The organism is Streptomyces longisporus (assembly GCF_039532765.1).
Lineage (GTDB): Bacteria > Actinomycetota > Actinomycetes > Streptomycetales > Streptomycetaceae > Streptomyces > Streptomyces longisporus.
The window spans coordinates 94,095-118,179 of sequence record NZ_BAAASG010000005.1; the positions used below are offsets into that span (position 1 = coordinate 94,095).

General features: G+C 69.5%; 26 protein-coding genes, 1 tRNA gene and 3 pseudogenes. 19 read left to right on the forward strand and 11 right to left on the reverse strand.

Annotated features, from left to right (window positions below):
- Nucleotides 1-240 precede the first annotated feature (240 nt).
- Nucleotides 241-942: a phosphate signaling complex protein PhoU gene (phoU, locus tag ABD355_RS08645; protein ID WP_344399547.1), complete on the reverse strand. Its 702-nt coding sequence runs from the start codon at nt 940-942 to the stop codon at nt 241-243.
- A gap of 247 nt (nt 943-1,189) precedes the next feature.
- On the opposite strand from phoU, the gene phoR reads away from it, so the two are divergent.
- The 4 genes and pseudogenes from phoR to ABD355_RS08665 form a co-directional block, all read left to right on the forward strand.
- The gene (phoR, locus tag ABD355_RS08650) at nt 1,190-2,458 is read left to right on the forward strand and encodes a two-component system sensor histidine kinase PhoR (protein ID WP_344399548.1); all 1,269 of its coding nucleotides are present in this window, start codon (nt 1,190-1,192) and stop codon (nt 2,456-2,458) included.
- Nucleotides 2,459-2,463: 5 nt separating this feature from the next.
- Nucleotides 2,464-3,135, forward strand: a complete 672-nt coding sequence (gene phoP / locus ABD355_RS08655) for a two-component system response regulator PhoP (RefSeq protein ID WP_004000192.1) — start codon at nt 2,464-2,466, stop codon at nt 3,133-3,135.
- A gap of 127 nt (nt 3,136-3,262) precedes the next feature.
- Nucleotides 3,263-3,367, forward strand: a pseudogene (locus ABD355_RS08660) (winged helix-turn-helix domain-containing protein); the annotation flags it as partial.
- Between the two features lie 127 nt (nt 3,368-3,494).
- Nucleotides 3,495-3,598 (forward strand): annotated as a pseudogene (locus tag ABD355_RS08665) (winged helix-turn-helix domain-containing protein); the annotation flags it as partial.
- Nucleotides 3,599-3,674: 76 nt separating this feature from the next.
- On the opposite strand, the gene ABD355_RS08670 reads toward ABD355_RS08665, so the two are convergent.
- Nucleotides 3,675-4,346, reverse strand: coding sequence for a DUF461 domain-containing protein (locus tag ABD355_RS08670; protein WP_344399549.1), 672 nt, complete (start codon nt 4,344-4,346; stop codon nt 3,675-3,677).
- Nucleotides 4,347-4,959: 613 nt separating this feature from the next.
- Between ABD355_RS08670 and ABD355_RS08675 the strand changes: the two genes are divergently transcribed.
- The 7 genes and pseudogenes from ABD355_RS08675 to ABD355_RS08705 all read left to right on the forward strand — a co-directional run bounded on the left by ABD355_RS08675 (nt 4,960) and on the right by ABD355_RS08705 (nt 11,594).
- Nucleotides 4,960-5,442, forward strand: a complete 483-nt coding sequence (locus tag ABD355_RS08675; RefSeq protein WP_003953493.1) for a CarD family transcriptional regulator — start codon at nt 4,960-4,962, stop codon at nt 5,440-5,442.
- Between the two features lie 276 nt (nt 5,443-5,718).
- Nucleotides 5,719-6,471 (forward strand): 2-C-methyl-D-erythritol 4-phosphate cytidylyltransferase, encoded by a 753-nt coding sequence (gene ispD, locus ABD355_RS08680; protein ID WP_344399550.1) that lies wholly within the window; start codon nt 5,719-5,721, stop codon nt 6,469-6,471.
- Nucleotides 6,461-6,967: a 2-C-methyl-D-erythritol 2,4-cyclodiphosphate synthase gene (gene ispF / locus ABD355_RS08685; protein WP_344399551.1), complete on the forward strand. Its 507-nt coding sequence runs from the start codon at nt 6,461-6,463 to the stop codon at nt 6,965-6,967. The genes ispD and ispF overlap by 11 nt, the downstream gene beginning before the upstream one ends.
- 70 nt (nt 6,968-7,037) lie before the next feature.
- Nucleotides 7,038-8,435, forward strand: coding sequence for a cysteine--tRNA ligase (gene cysS, locus ABD355_RS08690; protein ID WP_344399552.1), 1,398 nt, complete (start codon nt 7,038-7,040; stop codon nt 8,433-8,435).
- A gap of 108 nt (nt 8,436-8,543) precedes the next feature.
- A complete protein-coding gene (gene rlmB / locus ABD355_RS08695) occupies nt 8,544-9,485 on the forward strand; it encodes a 23S rRNA (guanosine(2251)-2'-O)-methyltransferase RlmB (protein WP_344399553.1) in 942 nt (313 codons plus the stop codon).
- A gap of 94 nt (nt 9,486-9,579) precedes the next feature.
- Nucleotides 9,580-9,686: pseudogene (locus ABD355_RS08700) on the forward strand (TrmH family RNA methyltransferase); the annotation flags it as partial.
- A gap of 237 nt (nt 9,687-9,923) precedes the next feature.
- The gene (locus tag ABD355_RS08705; protein ID WP_344399554.1) at nt 9,924-11,594 is read left to right on the forward strand and encodes a DoxX family membrane protein; all 1,671 of its coding nucleotides are present in this window, start codon (nt 9,924-9,926) and stop codon (nt 11,592-11,594) included.
- Between the two features lie 185 nt (nt 11,595-11,779).
- On the opposite strand, the gene ABD355_RS08710 is transcribed toward ABD355_RS08705, so the two are convergent.
- The 3 genes from ABD355_RS08710 to ABD355_RS08720 all read right to left on the reverse strand — a co-directional run bounded on the left by ABD355_RS08710 (nt 11,780) and on the right by ABD355_RS08720 (nt 14,458).
- A complete protein-coding gene (locus tag ABD355_RS08710) occupies nt 11,780-12,511 on the reverse strand; it encodes a nucleotidyltransferase family protein (protein ID WP_344399555.1) in 732 nt (243 codons plus the stop codon).
- Between the two features lie 118 nt (nt 12,512-12,629).
- Nucleotides 12,630-13,085, reverse strand: a complete 456-nt coding sequence (locus ABD355_RS08715; protein ID WP_344399556.1) for a hypothetical protein — start codon at nt 13,083-13,085, stop codon at nt 12,630-12,632.
- 236 nt (nt 13,086-13,321) lie between these two features.
- On the reverse strand, nt 13,322-14,458 hold the full coding sequence (locus ABD355_RS08720; RefSeq protein WP_344399557.1) for an ABC transporter ATP-binding protein: 1,137 nt from the start codon (nt 14,456-14,458) through the stop codon (nt 13,322-13,324).
- Between the two features lie 214 nt (nt 14,459-14,672).
- On the opposite strand from ABD355_RS08720, the gene ABD355_RS08725 reads away from it, so the two are divergent.
- Nucleotides 14,673-14,746: transfer RNA gene (locus tag ABD355_RS08725), tRNA-Thr, on the forward strand.
- Between the two features lie 46 nt (nt 14,747-14,792).
- Here the strand turns inward: ABD355_RS08725 and ABD355_RS08730 are convergent.
- The gene (locus ABD355_RS08730; RefSeq protein ID WP_344399558.1) at nt 14,793-16,217 is read right to left on the reverse strand and encodes a condensation domain-containing protein; all 1,425 of its coding nucleotides are present in this window, start codon (nt 16,215-16,217) and stop codon (nt 14,793-14,795) included.
- A 421-nt stretch (nt 16,218-16,638) separates the two neighbouring features.
- On the opposite strand from ABD355_RS08730, the gene ABD355_RS08735 reads away from it, so the two are divergent.
- From ABD355_RS08735 to ABD355_RS08750, 4 genes are all read left to right on the forward strand, one after another.
- Nucleotides 16,639-16,902, forward strand: a complete 264-nt coding sequence (locus ABD355_RS08735; RefSeq protein WP_115907390.1) for a hypothetical protein — start codon at nt 16,639-16,641, stop codon at nt 16,900-16,902.
- 216 nt (nt 16,903-17,118) lie between these two features.
- Entirely contained in the window at nt 17,119-17,472 is a 354-nt protein-coding gene (locus ABD355_RS08740; protein WP_344399559.1) for a hypothetical protein, read from the forward strand.
- Nucleotides 17,473-17,841: 369 nt separating this feature from the next.
- The gene (locus ABD355_RS08745) at nt 17,842-18,267 is read left to right on the forward strand and encodes a hypothetical protein (protein ID WP_344399560.1); all 426 of its coding nucleotides are present in this window, start codon (nt 17,842-17,844) and stop codon (nt 18,265-18,267) included.
- Nucleotides 18,268-18,390: 123 nt separating this feature from the next.
- Nucleotides 18,391-18,783, forward strand: coding sequence for a hypothetical protein (locus ABD355_RS08750; protein WP_344399561.1), 393 nt, complete (start codon nt 18,391-18,393; stop codon nt 18,781-18,783).
- 137 nt (nt 18,784-18,920) lie between these two features.
- On the opposite strand, the gene ABD355_RS08755 is transcribed toward ABD355_RS08750, so the two are convergent.
- From ABD355_RS08755 to ABD355_RS08765, 3 genes are all read right to left on the reverse strand, one after another.
- Complete coding sequence (locus ABD355_RS08755; protein WP_115907393.1) at nt 18,921-19,226, reverse strand: hypothetical protein; 306 nt, start codon at nt 19,224-19,226, stop codon at nt 18,921-18,923.
- A gap of 244 nt (nt 19,227-19,470) precedes the next feature.
- The gene (locus tag ABD355_RS08760) at nt 19,471-19,764 is read right to left on the reverse strand and encodes a hypothetical protein (RefSeq protein WP_030941334.1); all 294 of its coding nucleotides are present in this window, start codon (nt 19,762-19,764) and stop codon (nt 19,471-19,473) included.
- Between the two features lie 169 nt (nt 19,765-19,933).
- Entirely contained in the window at nt 19,934-20,398 is a 465-nt protein-coding gene (locus ABD355_RS08765; protein WP_344399562.1) for a hypothetical protein, read from the reverse strand.
- 415 nt (nt 20,399-20,813) lie between these two features.
- Between ABD355_RS08765 and ABD355_RS08770 the strand changes: the two genes are divergently transcribed.
- Both ABD355_RS08770 and ABD355_RS08775 read left to right on the forward strand, forming a co-directional pair.
- The gene (locus tag ABD355_RS08770) at nt 20,814-21,560 is read left to right on the forward strand and encodes a hypothetical protein (protein ID WP_344399563.1); all 747 of its coding nucleotides are present in this window, start codon (nt 20,814-20,816) and stop codon (nt 21,558-21,560) included.
- 74 nt (nt 21,561-21,634) lie between these two features.
- Nucleotides 21,635-21,913, forward strand: coding sequence for a hypothetical protein (locus ABD355_RS08775; protein WP_344399564.1), 279 nt, complete (start codon nt 21,635-21,637; stop codon nt 21,911-21,913).
- A 67-nt stretch (nt 21,914-21,980) separates the two neighbouring features.
- Here the strand turns inward: ABD355_RS08775 and ABD355_RS08780 are convergent, their stop codons facing one another.
- Both ABD355_RS08780 and ABD355_RS08785 read right to left on the reverse strand, forming a co-directional pair.
- Nucleotides 21,981-22,463: a GNAT family N-acetyltransferase gene (locus tag ABD355_RS08780; protein WP_344399565.1), complete on the reverse strand. Its 483-nt coding sequence runs from the start codon at nt 22,461-22,463 to the stop codon at nt 21,981-21,983.
- A gap of 40 nt (nt 22,464-22,503) precedes the next feature.
- The gene (locus ABD355_RS08785; RefSeq protein WP_425585716.1) at nt 22,504-23,424 is read right to left on the reverse strand and encodes an aminoglycoside phosphotransferase family protein; all 921 of its coding nucleotides are present in this window, start codon (nt 23,422-23,424) and stop codon (nt 22,504-22,506) included.
- Here ABD355_RS08785 and ABD355_RS08790 point away from each other — a divergent pair.
- A complete protein-coding gene (locus ABD355_RS08790) occupies nt 23,423-24,079 on the forward strand; it encodes a rhomboid-like protein (RefSeq protein ID WP_344399568.1) in 657 nt (218 codons plus the stop codon). The genes ABD355_RS08785 and ABD355_RS08790 overlap by 2 nt on opposite strands.
- Nucleotides 24,080-24,085: the final 6 nt, after the last annotated feature.

Here is a 24,085-nt window from a genome sequence, read left to right on the forward strand (position 1 = left end):
CAGCCCGAGCCGCAGCCGCACGCGCCGAAGAGCGGGAGGCTCTTGATCTCGGCGGGCTGGTCCGTCTCGCGCTCCTGCGTCGGGTCGGGCGGGATGGGGGCTTCGGCCATGGGTCCTCCTGGAGGCCTAGAGGCTGGTGCCTGTGCCCATTGCATGCCCGCTCGGCTGGGCGCATCAACGGCGCACTGTGGCGTCCACACGCCCTGCCACCCGGGTTCACGCCCCCGGGGCCCCTCGGCCCTACGCCCCGTCGCCGCCGGCCACCGGCTGGATCTCCGGCTGGACGTCGGCCTGCAGCTCGTCCGCGTGCTCACCCGTCACCAGGAACACCACGCGCTTGGCGACGGCCACCGCGTGGTCGGCGTAGCGCTCGTAGTAGCGGCCGAGGAGGGTGACGTCCACCGCGGTCTCGATGCCGTGCTGCCAGCGGTCGTCCAGCAGGTGCTGGAAGAGGGTGCGGTGCAGCAGGTCCATCTCGTCGTCGTCCTGCTCCAGCTGGAGCGCCAGGTCGACGTCCTTGGTGATGATCACCTCGGCCGCCTTGGCCATCAGACGCTGCGCGAGCTGGCCCATCTCCAGGATGGTCGCGTGCAGGTCGTGCGGGATCGCACGCTCCGGGAAGCGGAGGCGGGCGAGCTTCGCGACATGCTGCGCCAGGTCGCCCGAACGCTCCAGGTCTGCCGACATACGGAGCGAGGTGACGACGATACGGAGATCCGTGGCCACCGGCTGCTGACGGGCCAGCAGGGCTATGGCCCGGGCCTCGAGGTCGTGCTGGAGCTCGTCGACCTTCTTGTCGGCCTCGATGACGTTCTCGGCCAGCTTGAGGTCGGAGTCGAGGATGGCGGTCGTGGCGCGCCCGATCGCCGACCCGACCAGCCGGGCCATCTCCACCAGACCGTCGCCGATCGAATCCAGTTCCTCGTGGTACGCGTCCCGCATCAGGGGTCCCTCTCTTACGTGTCCTTCGGGGCTGCCGGGGCAGGGGCTCGTGCGTCCGTCGGCCGAAAACCGGCAGTTCGAAAACGGCGCTTCGCACCCCACGCTCCCACGTTCCGGCCCGCACGCGTCCGTTTCCGTCATCCCAAATGAACCATCACTGGCTCCAAGGTGAACTCTGGGCGACGAGTGTTCGAGCTCGCACCTCGACGGCTGTGGTGATGTCGTACCCCATGCCTAACCTGTTTGCATGGACGTGAACGCGGCGGTCGCCGCAGCGGCAGCGATCGCCGGGGTGCTCACCGGCGTGATCGCCATGCTGGCGTTCCGCTGGAGCGAGCGGGAGCAGAAGCGCCCCACCCGCACCTCCCTGCACACGGACCCGGTGCTTCCGCCGGGCGTGGACACCGTCCTGTCCGTGCTCCGCTCCTCGGCCGTCGTCCTCGACGAGGCCGACGCGGTCGTCAAGGCCAGCTCCGCGGCGTACGCCCTGGGCCTGGTCCGCGGCGGCAGGCTCTCCGTGGAACCGATGCTGCAGATGGCCCGGGACACCCGGCGGGACGGGGAGATACGCCAGGTCGAGCTGGATCTGCCGCGGCGGGGCACCGGGCGGGGCGGCGACGCGCTCGCCGTTTCCGCGAGGGTGGCCCCGCTCGGCTCCAGGCTGGTGCTCCTGCTGGTCGAGGACCTCACCGAGGCCCGTCGCATCGAGGCGGTACGACGCGACTTCGTCGCCAATGTGAGCCACGAGCTGAAGACCCCGGTCGGCGCTCTGTCCCTTCTCTCCGAGGCCGTCATGGACGCCTCGGACGACCCGGAGGCGGTGGAGCGCTTCGCCGGCCGGATGCAGATCGAGGCCACCCGGCTCACCAGCCTGGTGCAGGAACTCATCGACCTGTCCCGGGTGCAGAACGACGACCCCCTTGAGGACGCCGAACCCGTCCGCGTGGACGAACTGGTCGCCGAGGCCATCGACCGCTGCCGCCACCAGGCCGGCGCCAAGCAGATCACCATGGCCGCCGGCGGCACCGCCGACCTGCACGTCTGGGGCAACAGGGGTCAGCTGGCCGCCGCCCTGGGCAACCTTGTCGAGAACGCCGTCAACTACTCGCCCGCCCGCACCCGGGTGGGTATAGCCGCCCGCCGGGTGACCGCGCCCGGCGGTGACCACATCGAGGTCGCCGTGACCGATCAGGGCATCGGTATCTCCGACAAGGACAAGGAGCGCATCTTCGAGCGCTTCTACCGCGTGGACCCCGCCCGCTCCCGTGCCACCGGCGGCACGGGCCTGGGACTCGCGATCGTCAAGCACGTGGCCGCCTCGCACGGCGGGGAGGTCACGGTGTGGAGCTCCGAGGGTCAGGGCTCCACGTTCACCCTGAGGCTGCCGGAGGCCGGGGCTGCCCGCGACCGTGCCCAGCCCCACCCCGACCCGGACGATCTCGACGACGAGGCCGACCGCAACACCCCCCAGTCATCCCCGTACGAACCGCTTCCCGCCCCGGAGGTCCTTCCGTGACCCGAGTGCTTGTCGTCGAGGACGAGGAGTCCTTCTCCGACGCCCTGTCGTACATGCTCCGCAAGGAGGGCTTCGAGGTCGCAGTGGCGACCACGGGCCCCGACGGACTCGACGAGTTCGAGCGCAACGGCGCCGACCTCGTCCTCCTCGACCTGATGCTGCCCGGGCTGCCGGGCACCGAGGTGTGCCGTCAGCTGCGTGGCCGCTCCAACGTCCCCGTCATCATGGTGACCGCCAAGGACAGCGAGATCGACAAGGTGGTCGGCCTGGAGATAGGAGCCGATGACTATGTCACCAAGCCGTTCTCCTCGCGTGAGCTGGTCGCCCGCATCCGGGCCGTCCTGCGGCGCCGCGGCGAGCCCGAGGAGGTCACCCCGGCCGCCCTGGAGGCCGGCCCGGTCCGCATGGACGTGGACCGCCATGTGGTCACGGTCTCCGGCTCCAAGGTCGACCTCCCCCTCAAGGAGTTCGACCTCCTGGAAATGCTCCTGCGCAACGCCGGCCGCGTCCTGACCCGCATGCAGCTCATCGACCGCGTCTGGGGCGCCGACTACGTCGGCGACACCAAGACCCTCGACGTCCACGTCAAACGCCTGCGCGCCAAGATCGAGCCGGACCCGGGGGCGCCCAGGTATCTGGTGACGGTGCGGGGTCTGGGTTACAAGTTCGAGCCCTGACAGGGCTTGCGTCGAGGGGGTGGCCCCGGCCGGGCGGAGTTCGGCGCAGCGTCTCGCAGTGTCGGATGTGCCGCTGCCGCGGCGTGGCCGCGCGCAGCGGTGCGAGAGGTGCGTGAAGGCTGGGCCCCTCGACGTCCACGTCAAGCGCCTGCGCGCCGAGATCGAGCCGGACCCGGGGGCATCGCGGTACCTGGTGACGGTGCGGGGTCTGGGTTACAAGTTCGAGCCCTGACAGGGCTTGCGTCGAGGGGGCGGCCCCGGCCGGGCGGAGTTCGGCGCAACGTCTCGCAGTGTCGGATGTGCCGCTGCCGCGGCGTGGCCGCGCGCAGCGGTGCGAGAGGTGCGTGAAGGCTGGGCCCCTCGACGTCCACGTCAAGCGCCTGCGCGCCGAGATCGAGCCGGACCCGGGGTATCGCGCTACCTGGTGACGGTCCGAGGCCTCGGATACAGGTTCGAGCCGTAGGCCCTCCACCCGACCGCACGACGAAGGGCGGGACCTCCCGGAGAGGTTCCGCCCTTCGTCGTACTCGTGCGCGTGCTCAGTGCCCGGCGGCCGACTTCGACGGCGAGGCGCTCGCGGAGGCCGCGTCCGTCGGGGTGGCCGTGGTGGCCGGCTTCGAGGCCGAGGTGGACGGCTTCGGGGACGCCGTCGTGCTCTTGCCCGGCGTGGGGCTCGCGGAGGGGGTGCCCGTCGGGACCTCGCTCGGACCCCACTTGGTGAAGTAGCTCTCGGCCGGGACCACAAAGGCGCTCAGGGTCACCGCACCGGTCTCGCTGAAGGTGAAGGTGACCTTGCGGACGCTGGCGTTCTGGACTGCCTCGCTCCCGTTGGGCAGCACGGCGCTGGCGTTGCCCTTGCCGCCGAGCACCACGGAGCCGTGCGCCGGGACGACGATCTTGCCGCTGCCCTTGGCCGGCTTGATCTCGGCGGTCAGGTTGACGTTCGGGAGGGTGATCGAGTCCACGGTCTGCGCGGTGCCACCGTTGTTGAAGAGGGTGGCCGCGATCACGGCCGGACCGGTTGTCCGGGCGTCGGGCTGGGTGATGATGGTGACGTTCTGGACCTTCAGGTTCCCGACCTTGGCCGCCGCGTTGTCCGGCTTGACCTGCAGCGTCTGGGCGTCGCCACCCGCGCCGCACGCGGCGAGCGAGGTGATCGAGAACGCGATGGCGGCGGCGGCGAGGGCGCCGCGTCGAAGGCTGCTGCTCACGGCGGCGGCAACTCCTTGACTCGAGCGTGGCGACCCGTAAAGCCGCCCTAAGTGTCTGTCAGCGGCCTTAGGTTACCGAGCCGTCCCCGAGTCGCCGCACCCGACCCTCCCTCTGGCCCCGGCATGGCTCACCAGGGACTAGTCCACAGGGGGTAGTCCAGGCCCGTCCGGCATTCACATAAGTCCCCCCGGCATACCTCCTCCGACGGGGCGCAAAATTTCCGTGAAGGAATGCGCGGCCACCCCCGGAATTGATCACACACGGAACAAGCCGCAGAACAACAGACCACGTAGTCGGGTGCCCGTGATCAATTCCGGAATCGACGCGGAAGCGACTCCTGACACCGAACGGAGTAGCGGAAGTCGCACACTTGGAACCGGACATATGTGGACGTTCCTCCCCTCGGAGGGGCCTCCGGATGTGTGTAACGTACGCGTTTCACCTCCCCCGGAGAGCCGCTCCCACCTGCGAATACCTTCTTCCGCCGGGCCCGCGCAGCACGTTCCTGTTGCTGTTGTCAAGCCCCGAGATATGCCCTGACCTGCGAAAACGCCATTCAGAACCCGCGGTTTCCGTGTTACCCTGGATAGCCACGGAAGGGGTACCTGTCACATGACGTTCAAGGTTGGCGACACCGTGGTCTATCCCCATCACGGGGCCGCGCTGATCGAGGCCATCGAAACTCGCCAGATCAAAGGCGTGGACAAGACCTACTTGGTGCTGAAGGTCGCCCAGGGTGACCTGACGGTACGTGTGCCAGCGGACAATGCGGAGTTCGTCGGCGTACGTGATGTGGTCGGTCAGGACGGGCTGGACCGGGTCTTCGAGGTGCTGCGCGCGCCGTATGCCGAGGAGCCCACGAACTGGTCCCGTCGTTACAAGGCAAACCTGGAGAAGCTCGCCTCCGGCGATGTCATCAAGGTCGCGGAAGTGGTGCGTGACCTGTGGCGTCGTGAGCGCGAGCGCGGACTGTCCGCCGGTGAGAAGCGCATGCTCGCCAAGGCCCGCCAGATCCTGGTGAGCGAGCTCGCCCTCGCGGAGAACACGAACGAGGACAAGGCCGAGGCCCTGCTCGACGAGGTTCTCGCGTCCTGAACCTGACAGCAGGCGCAAGCCCGCTTCAGCACTCAGTACATTGAAATGCCGCGGTGCCCGATGACGTATTTTCTGTCGCCGGGCGCTGCGGCATGTTCATACCCAGGCGCCTTGCGTACTTCGTCACTGTCGGGGAGGTTCCCCCGCGATACTTGGCGTGCCGGGCCCGGGCAGCTGGCTCGACCGGTGTCACGGAAGGGTCCGGTCAAGGCGTCGCGCCCGGCACTTCCCAGGCCATACCCACGCAAGGCCAGCACACAAACCTGACAGGAACCGATGTCTGACGATTCGCGCCCTTCGCCCGCCGGAACCCGTACGGCTGCGGTGATTCCGGCCGCCGGACGGGGCGTACGCCTCGGTCCGGGCGCCCCCAAGGCGCTCCGCGCGCTGGGCGGCACTCCCATGCTCATCCATGCCGTGCGGGCCATGGCCGCATCCCGCGCGGTCTCCCTGGTCGTCGTCGTGGCGCCGCCCGACGGCACGCCCGAGGTCAAGTCGCTTCTCGACGCCCATGCGCTGCCCGAGCGGACCGACTTCCTCGTCGTCCCGGGCGGCGACTCGCGCCAGGAGTCCGTGAAACTCGGCCTCGACGCCCTGCCGCCCGACTACGACATCGTGCTGGTCCACGACGCGGCACGGCCGCTGGTCCCGGTGGACACGGTGGACGCCGTGATCGAGGCAGTACGGGAAGGCGCGCCGGCCGTCGTGCCCGCGCTGCCCCTCGCCGACACCGTCAAGGAGGTCGAACCCGCGGCGGCACCGGGCGAGCCGGAGCCGGTGGTGGCCACCCCGGAGCGCTCCCGCCTCCGCGCCGTGCAGACCCCCCAGGGCTTCGAACGGGCCACGCTCGTCCGCGCCCACGAGACCGTGACCGACAGCGTCACCGACGACGCCGGCATGATCGAGCAGCTGGGCCTGCAGGTCGTGGCCGTACCGGGCCACGAGGAGGCCTTCAAGGTCACGCGTCCGCTGGACCTGGTGCTGGCTGAGGCGGTCCTGGCCCGCCGGAGGCTGAACGATGGCTTCTGATTTCGACGGGCCGCTGCTGCCCCAGGTCGGCATCGGCACCGACATCCATGCCTTCGAGGAGGGCCGCGAGCTGTGGTGCGCGGGCCTGAAGTGGGAGGGCGAGGGCCCCGGACTGGCCGGCCACTCCGACGCGGACGTCGTCGCACACGCCGCGTGCAACGCGCTCTTCTCCGCCGCCGGCCTCGGTGACCTGGGACAGCACTTCGGTACCGGCCGCCCCGAGTGGTCGGGCGCCTCCGGCGTCACCCTCCTCACGGAGGCCGCCCGCATCGTCCGCGAGGCGGGCTTCCGCATCGGCAACATCGCCGTACAGGTCGTCGGCCCCCGCCCGAAGATCGGCAAGCGCCGCGACGAGGCGCAGAAACTGCTGTCCGACGCGGCCGGAGCACCGGTGTCGGTATCGGGCGCCACGACGGACGGCCTCGGTTTCCCGGGCCGCGACGAGGGCCTGATGGCGATCGCGACGGCACTGGTCGTGCGGGCCGACCGGGGGTGAACGTCACGAAACCGTCCCCCTTGAGCGGAAGGGGCGCAAGGCACTGCCCTGCGCCCACTACCCTGGAGTGGTGACCATTCGCCTGTACGACACCAACGCCCGGCAGATCCGTGACTTCGCCCCGCTCACACCGGGTTGTGTCTCGATCTACCTCTGTGGTGCCACCGTGCAGGCGGCCCCGCACATCGGGCACATCCGGTCGGGCCTCAACTTCGACATCATGCGCCGCTGGTTCGAATACCGCGGCTACGACGTGACGTTCATCAGGAACGTCACGGACATCGACGACAAGATCATCGCGAAGGCGGCCGAGCAGAACCGCCCCTGGTGGTCGATCGGTTACGAGAACGAGCGCGCGTTCAACGACGGTTACACCGCGCTCGGCTGCCTCCCGCCGACGTACGAACCGCGGGCGACCGGCCATGTCACCGAGATGGTCGAGATGATGCAGGGCCTCATCGAGCGCGGACACGCGTACGAGGCCGACGGCAACGTCTACTTCGACGTGCGCTCCTTCCCGGGCTACCTGGAGCTGTCGCGGCAGGAACTCGACAACCTCCAGCAGCCCTCGGGCACCGGTGAGACCGGCAAGCGCGACGCGCGCGACTTCGCCATGTGGAAGTCGGCCAAGCCGGGCGAGCCGACCTGGGCGACGCCGTGGGGCCGCGGCCGTCCCGGCTGGCACCTGGAGTGCTCGGCCATGGCGCACAAGTACCTGGGCACCGCCTTCGACATCCACGGCGGCGGCCTCGACCTGATCTTCCCGCACCACGAGAACGAGATCGCCCAGGCCAAGGCCTTCGGCGACGACTTCGCGCAGTACTGGGTGCACAACGCCTGGGTGACCATGGCGGGCGACAAGATGTCGAAGTCGCTGGGCAACAGCGTCCTCGTCTCCGAGATGGTCAAGACCTGGCGCCCGATCGTGCTGCGCTACTACCTCGGCACCCCGCACTATCGCTCGATGATCGAGTACAGCGAGGAGTCGCTGCGCGAGGCCGAGTCGGCGTTCGCTCGCATCGAGGGCTTCGTGCAGCGCGTGGTGGAGAAGGCCGGCACCGTCGAGCCGTCCGCCGAGGTGCCGCCCGCCTTCGCCGAGGCGATGGACGACGACCTGGGCGTCCCCCAGGCCCTCGCCATCGTGCACACCACGGTCCGGCAGGGGAACTCCGCCCTCGCCGCCGACGACAAGGAAGCCGCCGTGGCCCGCCTCGCCGAGGTGCGCGCCATGCTCGGTGTCCTCGGGCTCGACCCGCTCGACGAGCACTGGGCCGGCGAGGCCGACCGTGGCGAGGACCTGCACGGCGTGGTCGACAGCCTCGTACGCCTGGTCCTCGACCAGCGCGAGGCGGCCCGCGGCCGCAAGGACTGGGCCACCGCGGACGCCATCCGCGACCAGCTCAACCAGTCGGGTCTCGCCATCGAGGACGGCCCGCAGGGTCCGCGCTGGAGCCTCGGCCCGCGCTGAGCGCTGCAGCTGATCAGAAGATCGATTGTGCCGCCCGGCCGTCCGGGCGGCACACTTCATAGACGTACGAACGCACGCTTCACCCATGTGAGAACAGACAGGTAGGTCATGGCAGCCAACAACCGCCGCATGTCCGGCAAGAAGGGCGCGCAGGTCGGCAGTGGCGGCCAGCGGCGCAAGGGCCTGGAGGGCAAGGGCCCGACCCCGCCCGCCGAGATGCGCAAGGGGCACAAGAAGAACCGCATCGCGACCGCCAAGGCCAAGCAGGCGCAGCGCCGTCCCGTGCCGCGCGGCCGCGGCGGCAAGTCGTCCTCCGAACTGGTCGTGGGCCGCAATCCGGTCGTCGAGGCGCTGCGCGAGGGCGTGCCCGCCTCCACGCTCTATGTCCAGCAGTTCATCGACAACGACGAGCGTGTCCGCGAGGCCCTCCAACTGGCCGCCGAGCGCGGCGGGATCAACCTCATGGAGGCCCCGCGCCCCGAGCTGGACCGCATGACCAACGGCCTCAACCACCAGGGGCTCGTCCTCCAGGTCCCGCCGTACGAGTACGCCCACCCCGAGGACCTGGCGAGCGCCGCCTACGACGAGGGCGAGGACCCGCTGATCGTCGCCCTCGACGGTGTGACCGACCCGCGCAACCTGGGCGCCGTCGTCCGTTCCGTCTCCGCGTTCGGCGGCCACGGCGTGGTCGTTCCCGAGCGGCGCGCGGCCGGCATGACCGCCGGCGCCTGGAAGACGTCGGCCGGTACGGCGGCCCGTACGCCCGTCGCCCGCGCCACCAACCTGACGCGCGCCCTGGAGGCGTACAAGAAGCAGGGCATCGTGGTCGTCGGCCTCGCCGCCGACGGTGAGCACGAGATCGGTGAGCTTCAGGCCCTGGAGGGCCCCGTCGTGATCGTGGTCGGCAGCGAGGGCAAGGGCCTGTCCCGGCTCGTCGGCGAGACGTGCGACTTCCGGGTGCGGATCCCGATGCCGGGTGGCGCGGAGTCGCTGAACGCGGGTGTGGCTGCGGGGATCGTGTTGTACGAGGCGGCTCGGCGGCGGGCTTGACCTCGGTCGGCGTGGGCAGGCGGAGCCCGCCGGTCGGTGGCCGGTGTAGCCGTCTCGAAGCCGCGCAGCGTGCGGGGGCGGCGGTCGAGAGGGGTCGTGCGACTTCCGGGTGCGGATTCCGATGCCGGTGGCGCGGAGTCGCTGAACGCGGGTGTGGCTGCGGGGATCGTGTTGTACGAGGCGGCTCGGCGGCGGGCTTGACCTCGGTCGGCGTGGGCAGGCGGAGCCCGCCGGTCGGTGGCCGGTGCAGCCGTCTCGAAGCCGCGCAGCGTGCGAGGGCGGCAGATGAGAGGGGCCGAGGCGGCCCGTCGGGGCGACTGAACGCGCGTTCGCGCCATCACTCGTACGGGTCAATCTGGGCGTCCCGGACAACGTTGACGCGATCCGGACACATCCGGCGGGTCAAAGCAGTGTCCTAACGACACGTCACTCGGTTAGATGAGTGTGGACACCAGAACACCCCGCACGCCCCCGGGGGACGGCCCGTCGGGATTCGATGACGCTCCCGCGCTGAGCATGGTGAAGGTGCCGAGCGATCCGGCGCAGGTCATCGTCAATCATGCGAGCTTCCGTGTGCAGCTCGGCGCCTCGGCCCGCACCCGATCGCCGCGGATCGCACGGCACTTGACCGCCACCCAGGACGCCGCCCGCACGCCCGCCGCCGGTACCGCCGCGGGCCGAGCGGGCGCGGGCGCCCGCCGCCGGCCGGTCGTCTGGAGCGGCCGGTCGGCCCCCGACGACACCGGCGCGCACCGCCTGCTCCAGGCCGTGCGCGGCGGCAGCGTCCGGCACGGCGACGACCAGTCCGTCGACGCGGGAGCCACCCAGGTCATCCCGCGCGTGGAGGTCGGCGGCTACGACGAGGCCTACGACGAGCTGGAACAGACCGTAGAGACCCCGATCGTCGGCGCCCAGCGCGGCCACCCGGGCGACATCGTCGGCACCCGCCTCCTCCCCGGCATGCGCACCGCCGGCAGCGGATACGACGAGGAACAGGCCTACGGCGGCCAGGAGTTCGAGGACTTCGACGAGACGGACGAGTTCGACGACCCCGAGGGGTTCGACGACTCCGACGAGTTCGGCGAATTCGACGAGGAGGACGTCGACCGGCCCACCAGGCGCCAGGCCGTCGACCCGGCACGGCACGCCTATTACCCGGGCCGCCGGATGAACCTCGGCGTCGTCCTGCTGCCCCTGCGCATCTTCCTCGGCTTCATCTCCATCTACGCCGGCATGGGCAAGCTGTGCGACCCCGTCTACTTCGACGGCGGCAAGCGCGGCTCCATGGTCAAGTGGCTGAACACCCTGCACCCGTGGGAAGTCGCCGAGCCGCTGCGGCAGTTCGCCCTGCAGCACCCCGTCGGCTCCGGCCTGGTCATCGCCTTCGCGCAGGTCGTCGTGGGCGTGCTCACGGTGCTGGGCTGCTGGCAGCGGGTCGCCGCCGTCTTCGGCGCACTGCTGTCGGCCGCACTGATCGTCACCGTCAGCTGGAAGACCGTTCCCGCCTACGACGCCCCCGACATCATCTACCTCGCCGCCTGGTCCCCGCTGATCATCGCCGGCGCCCCCGTCTACTCCGTCGACGGCCGCCTGGCCGGCAGCGCCTGGCGGCGGCTGGGACCCTCCTCCGACATCTGGGACCTGCGCGCCTACGTCCTGCGCCGCGGCGCCCTCATCACGGCGATCGTGACCGGCCTGACCCTGCTCGTCGGCTCGCTGCTCGGCGGTGCGGTCCGCGACGCCGACCGCGTCATCGTCCCCGGTCCCGGCGAGGCCCCGCGCAACGAACTGCCGGGATCCCCGCTCCCGCAGGAGCCGCACCAGCGGCACAGCCAGTCGCCCTCGGCCTCGCACACGCCGACGCACGGCGCCACCGCCGGTTCCACGCCCTCCGGCGCGGCGACCACACCGGGCGCCACCGCGACCGGCGGCGCCCCCAGCCAGACCCAGGGCACCGCGGGCCGCACCCCGCGCCAGCACTCCTCACCGTCCGGCGGCGCCCCCAGCACCAGCTCCGGCCCCACCTCCGGCGGCGCAGAAGGCGGCACCGGCTCCACCGGCGGCTCCTCCTCGGGCGACCCGGGCCTGGTGGGCGGCCTTCTGGGCTGAACCAGGCCGACGGCTACCGGGTCCATACGAAGGGGTCCCGCACAAACGCGTGCGGGACCCCTTCGACGTGCGGTGCTGTAGCGCCCTGAAGGGGCGCGGGGCTGTATCGATGTGCGGCTCCGCCGCGTGGGCGCGATCAACCCCCACCGGCCGGCAGCAGAAAAGCAACCGCACCACCCGAGCTCTTACCGCCCCAGAGCGGCCAGCTCCTTCGCCGCTTCGGTCAGATCCTTCGCCGTGTCGATGGCACGCCAGTACGCGCCCTGCGGGATCGTGAAACCAGCCAGCCGCCGCTCACGGGCCAGATGGGGAAACGTCGTCCGCTCGTGATCCCCCCGCTCCGGAAGCAGATCAGCGAACTCGGAAGAGAAGACGTACACACCCGCGTTGATCTCGAACGTCGACGGCGGCGCCTCGATGAAGTCCGTGATGTGCCCGAAGCCGTCTGTCTTCACCGCGCCCCAGGGGATGCGCGGCCGGGCCAGGGCCAGCGTCGCGACCGCGTCGCGCTCCGTGTGGAAGTCCGCCATGTCCCGCAGCGAGAATCGGGTCCAGATGTCGCCGTTGGTGGCGTACCAGGGCCGGTCCGGGTGCGGGAGATGGGCGGCGGCGTACTTCAGCCCGCCGCCCCGTCCGAGCGGCTCCGTCTCGACGACCGTCGTCACCTTCACCGGCAGGTCGGCGGAGTTCAGCCAGTCCTGCAACACCTCGGCGAGATGGCCGCAGCTGACCACCACGTCCGTCACGCCCTCCTCGGCCAGCCAGACAAGCTGATGGCCGATGATCGGAGTCCCCGTACCGGGGATCTCGACCATCGGCTTGGGCCGGTCGTCGGTGTACGGACGCAGCCGTGAGCCCTGGCCACCGGCCAGGACGACGGCTTGAACGGGGCGGGACGCGGCGCTCGGATGGGTCATGACCGAACTGTACGGTGCGTCCCGCCCACGCCCGGAGCCTGCCGCTGTTCCTTAATCAGCCGTTACCCTCCTCCGAACCGTCCGTAGGGTCCACGGCGGAGGAGGGACGGGCTCCGGCTCAGCTGAGCGCGGCGGCGACGCCCGAGGCGAAGGACGTGTCGCAGACCGGGCGGGCGTACGACTGGGCGCGTGTGGGGCCGTACATGCGGACCGCGGCGCGGCCCAGGGACCGGGCGATGGACACGCAGTGCTTCGCGAGCGACGGGCGCTCGTTCACGGCCTGCTGGAGGTGCGTGAGGACCGTGCCCGGGTCCTCTTCCTGGAGCTCGCCCAGGAGCTTGTCGCGCAGCACGTCCTCGGGGGCGCGGTGGGCGGCCTTGGCGTCCGAGGTGATGTCGGACGCGTCCGAGGCGGTGAGCACCGAGTCCGAGGGGTTTCCCGTCCAGTTGACTCGGGTGACCGCGAGGGTCCCGGAAAGCACCAGGACGACGGGCAGGACAAGGGCGAGCGTGCGGCCGATCCGGCGGGCGGGGCCCCGGCCGCGTCGCGTCTGTTGGTTAGTGGAGTGCTTCACGCGAGTGAGAGTAGCGCCAGGTGATGATTTGGCGACATTTAGTAATCAATTCGGGGGACGAAAAGCCGCTTCGCATCAGGCGTGAAGTTGACGCACGGTGCTCGAAATGACCGATGTGCCGGGGTAAATATCGACAGCAAGACGGGCCCCGCAGGGGTCTGCGGGGCCCGTCTTCGTCAACCTGGGTGAATTACCCGGGATGGGTGTTTCGGGAGTTGCCGGTCGGCCGAGTGGCCTCAGTCGGTGAGACGCTCACCCGTGGAGGTCGAGAACACGTGGGTCTCGCCCGGGCGGGGCACCACGTGCAGGGTCGAGCCCTTCTCCGGCACCCGGCGGCCCTCGACGCGGACGACCAGGTCCTTGGTCTCGCCGCCGACCTCGGCGGTGCCGTAGACGTAGCCGTCGGCGCCGAGCTCCTCGACGACGTTCACGGAGACCGCGAGACCGGCCGGCTTGTCCTCGGTGTCCTTCGACAGGGCGGCGGCGACGCCGCCGCCCTCCTCGACGATGTCGAAGTGCTCGGGACGGACACCGACGGTGACGGTGCGGTCGCCCTTGTCGGAGGCGGCCTTCAGGGCGTCACGGTTGACCGGGACGACGCTGTTGCCGAACTTCACACCGCCGTCGGTGATCGGGACCTCGACCAGGTTCATGGCGGGGGAGCCGATGAAGCCGGCGACGAAGAGGTTGGCGGGCTTGTCGTACATGTTGCGCGGCGAGTCGACCTGCTGGAGCAGACCGTCCTTGAGCACGGCCACGCGGTCGCCCATCGTCATGGCCTCGACCTGGTCGTGGGTGACGTAGACGGTGGTGATGCCGAGACGGCGCTGCAGCGACGCGATCTGCGTACGGGTGGACACACGCAGCTTGGCGTCCAGGTTGGACAGCGGCTCGTCCATGAGGAAGACCTGCGGCTCACGCACGATGGCGCGGCCCATGGCGACACGCTGGCGCTGACCACCGGAGAGCGCCTTCGGCTTGCGGTCCAGGTACTCGGTGAGGTCGAGGATCTTCGCGGCCTCTTCGACCTTCTTGCGGATCTCCGCCTTGTTGACGCCGGCGATCTTGAGCGCGAAGCCCATGTTGTCGGCGACGGTCATGTGCGGGTACAGCGCGTAGTTCTGGAACACCATGGCGATGTCCCGGTCCTTCGGCGGCAGGTGCGTGACGTCGCGGTCACCGATGCGGATGGCGCCGGCGTTCACGTCCTCGAGCCCCGCGAGCATGCGGAGCGAGGTGGACTTGCCGCAGCCGGACGGACCGACGAGGACGAGGAACTCGCCGTCCCCGACTTCGATCTCCAGACCGTCGACGGCGGGCTTCTCGGTGCCCGGGTAGATCCGGGTCGCCTTGTCGAACGTAACAGTGGCCATGGTGAATGGGCCCCCTTCTACCGGCAGGAACGTGCCGGACGATCCGTTGTAGGAAGGTGGTGTAGTCCACGAGGGTGAACTGGCTCAGGACGCTACCTGGCGTTCGCCTGATCTGTCAGTACCCCCGGGCCTGTGAACTTCGCGGAAATTTTCGACAGGGGCCGGCCGCGACCTGGGTACACTGCACGGGCACGCACGCGAAGCTTGCGTGCAGGCCTCCTTAGCTCAGCTGGTCAGAGCGCCGCTCTTGTAAAGCGAAGGTCGTCGGTTCGAATCCGACAGGGGGCTCGGTGGACAGGGGCGGTCCCGTGCGGGGCCGCCCCTGTCCGTGCGTTCACCCGGCAAGGTCGTGCGGGGCGAGTTCACTGGCGCGCTGCTCGCCGGCCACGGTGAGGATGACGTCCCGCAGCCGCTCGACGTACAGCCGCATGTTCTTGTACGCGATGTCGGTGTCGGGGTAGCGGCAGGTGAACCACAGCCCCTCGTGCAGCCGGTTCAGCCAGATGCACACCTGGTCGCCGTAGGACACCCGCACCAGTCCGTAGGCCGCCAGCTCGTCCCAGCGCTCGGCCCCGGGGATGCCCCGTGCGTCGACGAACGAGACGATCGAGTACAGGTCGGGCGAGGTCGGCCGGAAGTCCTCGCCGAGCAGCCGCAGTACGCGGGCGAGCGGCATGCGCGCCAGCGACCTGTTGGCCTGCAGTTCTGCGCGCACGGCGGTCAGGGCGGTGGGGAAGTCGGGTGCCTCGTCGATGGCGACCTCGATCGGGGCGCCGCCGACGTACCAGCCCACGGAGTTGGACCACTTGGACTTCACCCGGGTGTGGAAGGGCACGACGGCGCGGTAGACGGGCTGTCCGCCGATCTCGTGGACGATGAGGCTGGTGGCGGCCAGGACGCCGACGAGGCTGCCGCCGAAGGGCCGGCAGCACGACTCGAACGCCGCGGCGGCGTCCGCGTCGACGAGCATCTCGCGCATCAGCTTCTGCCTGGGCAGGTCACCGCCGGGCTCAACACCCAGGTCGACGGGGAAGTTGGGCAGCTTGCCGTTGCACCGCCGGATGAAGTCCCGCCAGCGGCCGACGATGGCGTGGGTGCCGTCGATCCGGTCCGCGTCCGCGCGCTCGATCTCGCAGAAGTCGACGTAGCTGCCGACCGGTGACTCCTCGACGGGGCGTCCCTCGGCGGCCGCCGTGTAGAGCTCGTTGATCTCGGCGGGCATGCGCTGGATGGAGTAGGAGTCGACATTGCTGTGGTCGAAGGCGATGTACAGGCTCGCGCCCTCGTCCCTGACGACCGCCGTGTAGAGGAAGTTGGGCCAGCTCAGCGCGCTCGCGGAGGCGTCGAAGCGGTCCTGGAGGTACTGGACGAGCCGCGCCGGGTCGGGGAAGTCGCCGATGTCCTCCCGGTGGAGGGACACGTCCCCGGTGTCGAGCGTGAAACGGCGCATCTCGTCGCCGTCCCAGCGGAATCCGCTGCGCAGCGTCTCGTGCCGGAGCGTCCAGCTGCGCAGTGCGTCCTGCAGCGCGTCCAGGTCGATCCTGCCCGGGATGTCGAATGCCGTACCGACCCAGGTCGGCACGAACAGGCCGTCCTCCTGCACCGATCGGGCGGTCCTGATGTGCGACTCCTGGACGTACGCCGGCGGCCGGGGGTCCTCCGGAAGGGCCGCCGCCACGGTGACGGTCGCCGGACTGAGCGCCCACTCGACGAGCCGTCCGGGCCGGACTTCGCAGCGCTGGATGTCGGTGATTCGCACGGGCGTCTCCTGTCGCAGTTGGAGCCCGAATCGGGCGGACCCGATCAAGGGAATGCCGCGACCGCGAAAGGAGATACCCGGAACATGGGGTGTTCCCACTTTTGAGTGGATTGAGTGATCGGCGGATGTGCGCCAATCGGTTGGCGGGACACCGCTATTCACTGGTCCGGGCATTTCAACATACGAACAAGTCGCGTCCGAGAAACCGGAGTTCATACCGGCCGGGAGCGACCGGCCCCCATTCTCGTACGGGGAGAATACGCGCTCCTTCGAACGGACTTTGCGTAAGCCGGAGTTGCCGCGCGTCGAGTGGACACGGGATATCCGGCGGTGTGGAATGCCTAGTTGTTACTGCTAGTGTTCGTCCAGTCACAGTAGGCAATCTGCCTCGACATCCAGGCAATGAAGGACCGAGGGTTTCATGCGCAAGCTTCAACAGGCCATGATCGCAGCAGCAGTGGCGGCTGGCGGTCTCTCCGTCATCGGTGCCGGCGCCGGCACCGCCTACGCCCACGGCCACGGCCACGGCCACGAGGCCAAGCCGAAGGTGACCGAGCACTACCGCCCTTACCAGGAGTGCAGTCCGCAGACCGTGGCCGACGGCGACCTCCCGATCGGCGTGCTCGGTCTCTCCGAGACCTTCGACACCACCTGCGGTCAGTTCAACAACGCCTTCACTTCGTAATCGTGCGCGACGCTTTCCGCGAGCCCCTCGGGGTCACCCCCCGCAGGGGCCCGTTCACGTGTGGCCGCCCGGAGCGCGAGGCCGCGCCGGTGGCCCGCATGCGTTCGTGATGGCACTGGAAGTTCCTTCAGCAGGTCAGCCCTTCACTTCGTAGGCGAAACGGGCCGGTCCGTGGCGCACGGCGCCCGGGTGCCCCTCACAAAGGAAACGGATCACATGCTCAGTAGGAAGAAGATCGCGGCCGTCTCGGGGCTTCTGTGCGGCCTCGCCGTGACCTGTGCCGGAGCCACTCAGGCGTATGCGGCAGCGGGCCCGGGTGCCTGCACGGTGAGCGCGTCGGGCGATGTCACCTGTGTCCAGCGGTTCGCGGGCAAGACGTCCGACGGTGAGGACTTCATCGTCCGCCGGGCCAACACCTGCACCCCGCAGAAGCCCATGGAGTTGCCCGTCATCCCCCTGCTGAACAGCGGGAGCACCAAGATCGGCCCCGCAGTGACCTGTTCCCCCAACGATACGGGGGTCGACGACAGGGACACCCCCTCGGAACTGCCCGGTGGCATTCTGGGTTGAGGCCCGCACTTCCAGGCTACGGACGGCCGGACCGGGGCGACCCGGACCGGCCGTCCGCTTTTCTGTGCAGTTTTTTCCTGGCCTGTGGCAGATGGGTGACTGCCGCCCCCCGCCCGTGACTTGGGCCGGGGGAATCGTCGTTTTACGGGAGAGCGCCGAGTGCGCGACCGAACCACATCATCAACTGCCCGTCCCGCAACATCCCTTTCCTCTCCGAGTCCGCGGCCCAGCGGGCGGAAGGCTGCTTTGGCATAAGCCGACACGGTGCACAGAAGGGCCCAAGATCCCAAATGACTACGTTTCGTGTGTATATGCTCACATTAAGTAGTCGAGCCAGGGCTTCCCGCCCAGCTAGGAAAGGGTCTAATCATGCGCAAGTTTCAGCGCGCCGCGGCAGTGATTGCAGCGGTCGCGGGGCTCTCCGCCCTCGGGGCCGGCGTCAGCAGCGCCACCGACGGCTGGGGCGGCGGGGCCACCGCGGTGGCCTCCTCGCAGGCCAACGCCGTGGCCTACGGCGGCGGCGGGGGATGGGCTCCGCACGACGCCCCGCAGGCGGCTCCGTACGGTGCCCCGCAGGCCGCTCCGTACTTCGCGCCGATGAACGTCAACTTCGCGCCGCAGGCCGCGCCGCAGGCCGCCCCGATGGCCGCACCGCAGCCCGCGCCCCAGTACTTCGTGCCCCAGTACGTCGCCCCCCAGTACATTGCCGCGCCGCAGTACGCGCCCCAGTACGCCGCACCCCAGCCGGCGCCGCAGTACGCGCCGCAGTACGCCGCCCCGTACGGCTCCAGGTAAAGAAGCCCCTGGCGCAACGACCTGAACAAATCCCTCAACGGCAAAGGCAGCCCGGACGCGCAGTGAACCCATCAGGGTGCGCGTCCGGGCTGTACCGATATATCGATCAAAGGAACACAGCGCATGTTCAGTCGGCAGAAAATCGCAACCGTCTCGGGGATCCTCGGAAGTCTCGCCGTGATCTGCGTCGGTGCCGTGCACGCGCAGGCGGACGAGAACCCGCATGGCTGCAAGACCAACGCGGCAGGGGAAACCGTCTGCGTGCACAAGAGCGAGAGCATCCACAAGGGCAAGCACGGCACGTTCGTCGTCAAGCAGTCGCAGAGCTGCTCGACGACGGCGCGGCCCCGACTGGTGCTGCCCGAGGACGGCATGCTCAACAACGGGTCGACGCACGTCGGGCCGGTGGTGGACTGCACCAACAACGCGCCGACGCCCAAGGGGTTCAAGCGGCCCCACATCAGGGCGCCCCACATCACGGCACCTCGTGTCACGACACCGCACTTCGATTTCTGAGGTGCGATCGACGAGTGCCGGACCGGGGCAACTCCCGATCCGGCATTTCGGCATTCCGGCCCTGTGAAAGCCCGGGTGCCCCGGCCGACCGGCCGGGGCACCGAGGACTGTTCTGACTTTCCGGCTTACTTGCCGGCTTACTTTCCGACGCTGTTGTTGCAGCCCATGTCCGAACCCAGGTGCGTGTCCTGGGCGCCCGGGTTGCCCTCGCCGTTCAGCAGGTTGCCCGCGACGCCGTTGAGGATGCCGACCTGGCCGAGGACGTCGACGTTGGCGTCGTGCGAACGGCAGGTGGTGCTCTGCAGAATGTTGAAGCCACCGCCGCGATGGCCGCCTTCGCCCGAGCCGAAGCCGCCCTGATCGGCGTGGGCGGCGCCGGCGCTCAGGAGTCCGACGCTGCTGAGGGCAGCGACCAGGACGGCAGCCTTGCGAAGCTTGTGCATGACATCTCCGGTGGAGTGAAGTGGATGCGATCCGTCACGGATCGACTTCGTGCAGTTACGGAGGCTAATAAGAAATACCCGTAAAAGGCTGTGCGGCGCGCCGAATTCGGGATGATCCTCACTGCCCTGGTCGATGCCCGGAAATATCACTGGCGTACAAAAAAAGGGGGCCCCGGCACCGAGTCTGGAGCTCGGTGCCGGGACCTGCTTCCCGCTCGCGGCCGTCTACGCGGCCGTCATTCGACTAGAAGGCGCTGTTGTTGCAGCCCATGCTCGAGCCGATGTGGGTGTCCTGGCCTCCGGCGTTGCCCTCGCCGTTGAGCGCGTTGCCGAGCAGGCCGTTGAGGATGCCGACCTGGCCGAGGACGTCGACGTTCAGGTCGTGCGACTTGCAGTTGGAGCTCTGCAGCACGTTGAACTTGTCGCCACCCTTGCCGCCCTTGCCCCCGTCGTCGTGAGCCTGAGCGGTGCCGGCACCGAGGAGTCCGACGGTGCTGAGGGCGGCGACCAGGACGGCAGCCTTGCGAAGCTGGTGCATGTCATCTCCGGTGGAGTGAGTGGGTGCGATCCGTAACAGATCGACTTCTTACAGTTACGGAGAATAATAGGAAATAACCGACAATCACCTAGCGACGCGCCGTGTCCTGTGATCTTGTTGCGGCAGCTCCCTGAAGTCGTCGGGCGATCCCGGTGGGCCTCGGCGGCTCCTAGTGGGCCTTGGCGAGAGCGTTCGCCTGGCTGTTGGCCTGGGTGCAGGCGACGCCCTTGGTCTCGGCGGCGGCGAGCACGGCGACCGGGAGGTTCGCGTTGAGCACGGACTGCGGGCTGCACTCCTGGGCCGGGCGGAAGAGGTTGAACTGGTCGGCGTTGCCGCCCGACTGCGCCGGGGCCGCCGGGGAGCCGATGTGCGGGTTGAACTGCGGGTTGACCTGCGGATTGACCTGCGGGGCAACCTCGGCGGGCTGCGCCGGTGCCGCCTGGCGGGGGGCGGACGGGCCGGAGGCGTGGGCGGTGGCCTGAGTGGCGGTGAAGGCGCCGGCCATGGCGGGGCCCGGGGGCGGGGCGCTGTTGCCGTAGGCGACGGGAGCGTCGGCGACACTGGGGCCGACGCCGATGGCGGACAGACCGCCGGCCGCTGCTACGACGAGCGCGACGTGCTGGAACTTGCGCATGGAACCTTCGGCCCTTCATTGACCTGGCATGGACGTACTGAAATAGCCGCTGAGCCAGTGGAGTTGTGGCTGTTCTTGCTGCCCTGGGCGGCTGCGGTGGGTGATGGGTCTTCGCTCTGTCCCCGTGGGGAACGAAGCAAGTTCCGGGCCAGTCACGGCAGTCGGGGAGCAGTCACCCGTTCGCCCCCGGCGGACCGGTTATCCGATCAATTCCAAATGGGTGACGGAATTCTTGATCCCGTGACCGCGCAGAAGGAAATGTCGTTGCCAGCAGGGAGAGGGCAGCGACCATGAACCGGTGAGGGGGCAAGGGGATCCGCTGTCGGCTCCGGCGTGAACATCAGACTGAGCGCACGCAACACAGCACTGAATACAACGGATTTCCCTGCACAGGTATTGAAGGGCCGAGGGTTCCATGCGAAAGATTCACAAGGCCGCGCTCGTCGTAGCAGCGGCCGGCGGTCTGTCCGCCATCGGCGCCGGCGTCAGCCATGCCGACGCTTACCCCGGGTATGTCGGTGGCGCTCCGGCTGCCCCCTACTACCCGGCCCCGGCGCCCGCGTACTACCCGGCGCCGCAGTACGCGGCCCCGGCGCCCGCCTACTACCCGGCCCCGGCACCGCCCCCGCAGTACTACCCGGCCCCGGCTCCCCAGTACTACCCGGCACCCCCGCAGAGCGCTCCGGCGCGGGCCGTTGCCGCGTCCACCGCGGACAGCACCGCGCAGTCCGGTGGCCCGCAGTCCTACGCCCAGCCGGCGCCGCAGTACGTGCCCCAGGCGCCCGCCCCGCAGGCCGCGCCGCAGCCGAGCCAGGCCACCGCCGTCGCCTCCTCGGTGGGTGGTGCGCAGGCCGGTGCGCCGGCGTCCGCCCCGCAGGCCGCGCCGCAGCAGCAGCCGCTGGTTCAGCCGCAGGTCGCCCCGCAGTCCTCGCCCGAGGTCATGCCGAAGGTCGCCCCGCAGGTCGCCATGCCCCAGGTCTTCAACCCCGAGCCGGCTCCGCATGTCGCCCCTCAGGTGAACCCGCAGTTCAACCCCCAGGTGAACCCGCTCATCGACCCGCTGGTCTCGCCCGCCAGCGCAGCACCGCAGGTGCCCGGGCTCGGTCTCGGACAGGTTGCGGCTCCTCCCGTCGGGAACCTGGGTCTGCCCCGACTCGGCTGATGGCCTCCCGCTGGTTGTCCGTCGTCCCAACTCGATCTGCTGCAGATCACTTCCGCTCGATCAATGGAGAAGAAATGCGCAAGCTTCAGAAGGTCGCCATCGTGGGCGCCGCTGTCCTCGGCAGCATCGGCGCCTTCGGGGTCGGCCCGGCCTTCGCACACGGTGAGCCGGGGCACGACATCGACGTCACGCAGGACATCGAGTGCCGCTCGCACGACATGAACGTCGACGTCATCGGCAGCCTCGGCGCCCTCAACGGTCTGCTGGGCGGCGCGCTGAACGGCGAAGGCGACCCGGGTGCCCAGCCCTCCCACCTCGGTTCGGACATGGGCTGCAACAGCAAGGCCCTCTGAGCAGCCGCGCTACCGCTTCTCGCCCAGGTCAGGAGCAATCCGGCCTGGGCTTTTGCACATCCCGGCGTCAGCTGCTCCGGCCGGCCAGCTTCTTGAGCGCGTCGTCCGTCAGCCGGTACACCGTCCACTCGTCCTGCGGGCGGGCGCCGAGGGACTCGTAGAAGGCGATGGCCGGTGTGTTCCAGTTCAGGACGGCCCATTCGAGGCGCTCGTAGCCGCGCTCCGTGCAGATGCGGGCCAGTTCGGTGAGGAGGGCTTTGCCGTGGCCGGCGCCTCTTGCGGTGGGGCGGACGTAGAGGTCCTCCAGGTAGATGCCGTGGACACCGCGCCAGGTGGAGAAGTTGAGGAACCAGAGGGCGAAGCCGACGGGGGTGCCGGTGGCGTCGTCGGTGGCGATGTGGGCGTAGGCGGCCGGGTGATCGCCGAAGAGGGCGTCGTGGAGCTGGGGCTCGGTGGCCCTCGCCTCGTGCGGGGCCTTTTCGTAGGCGGCCAGTTCCTGGATCAGGGCGTGGATGAGGGGGATGTCGGCGGGGGTCGCTTCGCGGATCACCCCCGGGAGGTTACGCGGGATGGGCTGATTTTTGTGCCCCTCAACGGGCGCTGCGCAACCGCCTGGCGATATCCAGAGCCTGGGGGTCCGGTGTGCGGCCGTCTTCGACGTCCCAGAGGGTGTTCTGCAGTAGGCGGCCCAGCGTCCAGGCACGCGCGCGTGTGCGGTCCAGGTCCAGTACGTCCGTCATCGCGTCGAAGCGCCAGTGGATCTCGTCGGTGTCGAAGCGGTTGGCGAGGGCCGGCCAGAGTTCGAAGCCGGGGTCGCCTGCCAGGGGTTTGGGGTCGATGGCGAGCCAGGGGGCGCGGTCTGCGGCGAGGACGTTCTCGTCGTGCAGGTCCCAGTGGAGGAGGCGGTCGCCCGGTTCGTCGACGACTTCTCGTACGGCGGCCGCGCAGTCCGCGACCAGGCCGCGGGTTTCCGGACCCGGGATGTGTTTCAGTGCCCAGGGGGTCCGGTCCAGCATGGCCCGGGCGATGTCGCCGAGGCGGCGCATGCCCTCCGGGGCCTGGGTGGCGGTCAGACGGGCGAGCAGGCGGGCGATGACCAGGACGGCCTCGCGGGTGTCGGGGAGGTGCGCGAGCATGCGGGTGTGGTCGAGGCGTTCCAGGAGCATGGTGTGGGTCGCCTCGTCGTGGGCGAGGAGGCGGACCGCGTCGTCGCCGTCCCACAGGCGCAGGGCCACCGGCTCGCCCACGCTCTCCTCGTCCGGCAACTGGAGCTTCAGCACGGCGGGGGTGTCGTCGCAGCGCAGGACCGGGAGGACGAGCGCGGTCACCCCGTGCATGGGGCGCCCGTCCAACCGTAGCTCCCAGCGATCGAGGAACTCCTCCGCCAGGCGTGGCAGGCCCGTGATGAAGGCCCGTCCCGCCTCGCCGTTGAACTTCTCCTGTGCCGCTGCCAGCTCACCCGGAATGTCGATCACCCTTGCGACGATACTTACGTGCGTGAATCGCCTCATGCGAATTGACCGGGGGCTCGGGCAGCGGGTGTGGGCCTACGTCTGCAGCGCGCCGGGCACGTATCTCTGGCTGTCCGTCCTGTTCGTCACCACCGTCGCGCTGCACCACATGTCGCCGCACTTCGAGCAGGAGTTCCTGCGGCAGCGGTCCACCAACATCCATGAGCTGTCGAACGACCCCGGGCGGGTGCTTCTGCAGAGTGCGATGTGGATCGACGGCGGCAAGTGGCTTCCGGTCGCCTTCCAGTACACCGTCTTCCATGCGCAGGCCGAGCGCTGGCTGGGGACGCTGCGGTGGCTGATGGTCTGCGCGGCCGCGCATGTGCTGGCGACGCTGATCAGTGAGGGAGCCCTGCTGAGGGCGGTGCAGGACGGGGTGGTGAAGCACTCGGCCGTCAATACCCTTGACATCGGGGTGAGTTACGCCCTCGCGGGGGTGGTGGGGGTGCTGGCCTACCGGATCGTGGCGCCCTGGCGGTATCTGTATCTGGCGGTGGTGTTCCTCGTGTACGGGGAACCGCTTCTGGACGCGCCGACCTTCACCGACCTCGGGCACTTCGTGTCGGTGCTGATCGGGCTCGCCTGCTATCCGCTGGTCATCGGGCGGGGGCCGGCGTGGGATCCGAAAGAGACAGTTTCCGCCCTGAGGGGTTAGCTTTCC

What these genes read in the sequence shown, in the direction of transcription:
- phoU (WP_344399547.1), bottom strand. Translation starts at nt 942, where the DNA reads ATGCGGGACGCGTACCACGAGGAACTGGATTCGATCGGCGACGGTCTG.
- phoR (WP_344399548.1), top strand. Translation starts at nt 1,190, where the DNA reads ATGGACGTGAACGCGGCGGTCGCCGCAGCGGCAGCGATCGCCGGGGTG.
- ABD355_RS08675 (WP_003953493.1), top strand. Translation starts at nt 4,960, where the DNA reads ATGACGTTCAAGGTTGGCGACACCGTGGTCTATCCCCATCACGGGGCC.
- ispD (WP_344399550.1), top strand. Translation starts at nt 5,719, where the DNA reads ATGTCTGACGATTCGCGCCCTTCGCCCGCCGGAACCCGTACGGCTGCG.
- ispF (WP_344399551.1), top strand. Translation starts at nt 6,461, where the DNA reads ATGGCTTCTGATTTCGACGGGCCGCTGCTGCCCCAGGTCGGCATCGGC.
- rlmB (WP_344399553.1), top strand. Translation starts at nt 8,544, where the DNA reads ATGGCAGCCAACAACCGCCGCATGTCCGGCAAGAAGGGCGCGCAGGTC.
- ABD355_RS08705 (WP_344399554.1), top strand. Translation starts at nt 9,924, where the DNA reads ATGAGTGTGGACACCAGAACACCCCGCACGCCCCCGGGGGACGGCCCG.
- ABD355_RS08710 (WP_344399555.1), bottom strand. Translation starts at nt 12,511, where the DNA reads ATGACCCATCCGAGCGCCGCGTCCCGCCCCGTTCAAGCCGTCGTCCTG.
- ABD355_RS08720 (WP_344399557.1), bottom strand. Translation starts at nt 14,458, where the DNA reads ATGGCCACTGTTACGTTCGACAAGGCGACCCGGATCTACCCGGGCACC.
- ABD355_RS08735 (WP_115907390.1), top strand. Translation starts at nt 16,639, where the DNA reads ATGCGCAAGCTTCAACAGGCCATGATCGCAGCAGCAGTGGCGGCTGGC.
- ABD355_RS08740 (WP_344399559.1), top strand. Translation starts at nt 17,119, where the DNA reads ATGCTCAGTAGGAAGAAGATCGCGGCCGTCTCGGGGCTTCTGTGCGGC.
- ABD355_RS08745 (WP_344399560.1), top strand. Translation starts at nt 17,842, where the DNA reads ATGCGCAAGTTTCAGCGCGCCGCGGCAGTGATTGCAGCGGTCGCGGGG.
- ABD355_RS08750 (WP_344399561.1), top strand. Translation starts at nt 18,391, where the DNA reads ATGTTCAGTCGGCAGAAAATCGCAACCGTCTCGGGGATCCTCGGAAGT.
- ABD355_RS08755 (WP_115907393.1), bottom strand. Translation starts at nt 19,226, where the DNA reads ATGCACAAGCTTCGCAAGGCTGCCGTCCTGGTCGCTGCCCTCAGCAGC.
- ABD355_RS08760 (WP_030941334.1), bottom strand. Translation starts at nt 19,764, where the DNA reads ATGCACCAGCTTCGCAAGGCTGCCGTCCTGGTCGCCGCCCTCAGCACC.
- ABD355_RS08765 (WP_344399562.1), bottom strand. Translation starts at nt 20,398, where the DNA reads ATGCGCAAGTTCCAGCACGTCGCGCTCGTCGTAGCAGCGGCCGGCGGT.
- ABD355_RS08770 (WP_344399563.1), top strand. Translation starts at nt 20,814, where the DNA reads ATGCGAAAGATTCACAAGGCCGCGCTCGTCGTAGCAGCGGCCGGCGGT.
- ABD355_RS08775 (WP_344399564.1), top strand. Translation starts at nt 21,635, where the DNA reads ATGCGCAAGCTTCAGAAGGTCGCCATCGTGGGCGCCGCTGTCCTCGGC.
- ABD355_RS08790 (WP_344399568.1), top strand. Translation starts at nt 23,423, where the DNA reads ATGCGAATTGACCGGGGGCTCGGGCAGCGGGTGTGGGCCTACGTCTGC.
- ABD355_RS08785 (WP_425585716.1), bottom strand. Translation starts at nt 23,424, where the DNA reads ATGAGGCGATTCACGCACGTAAGTATCGTCGCAAGGGTGATCGACATT.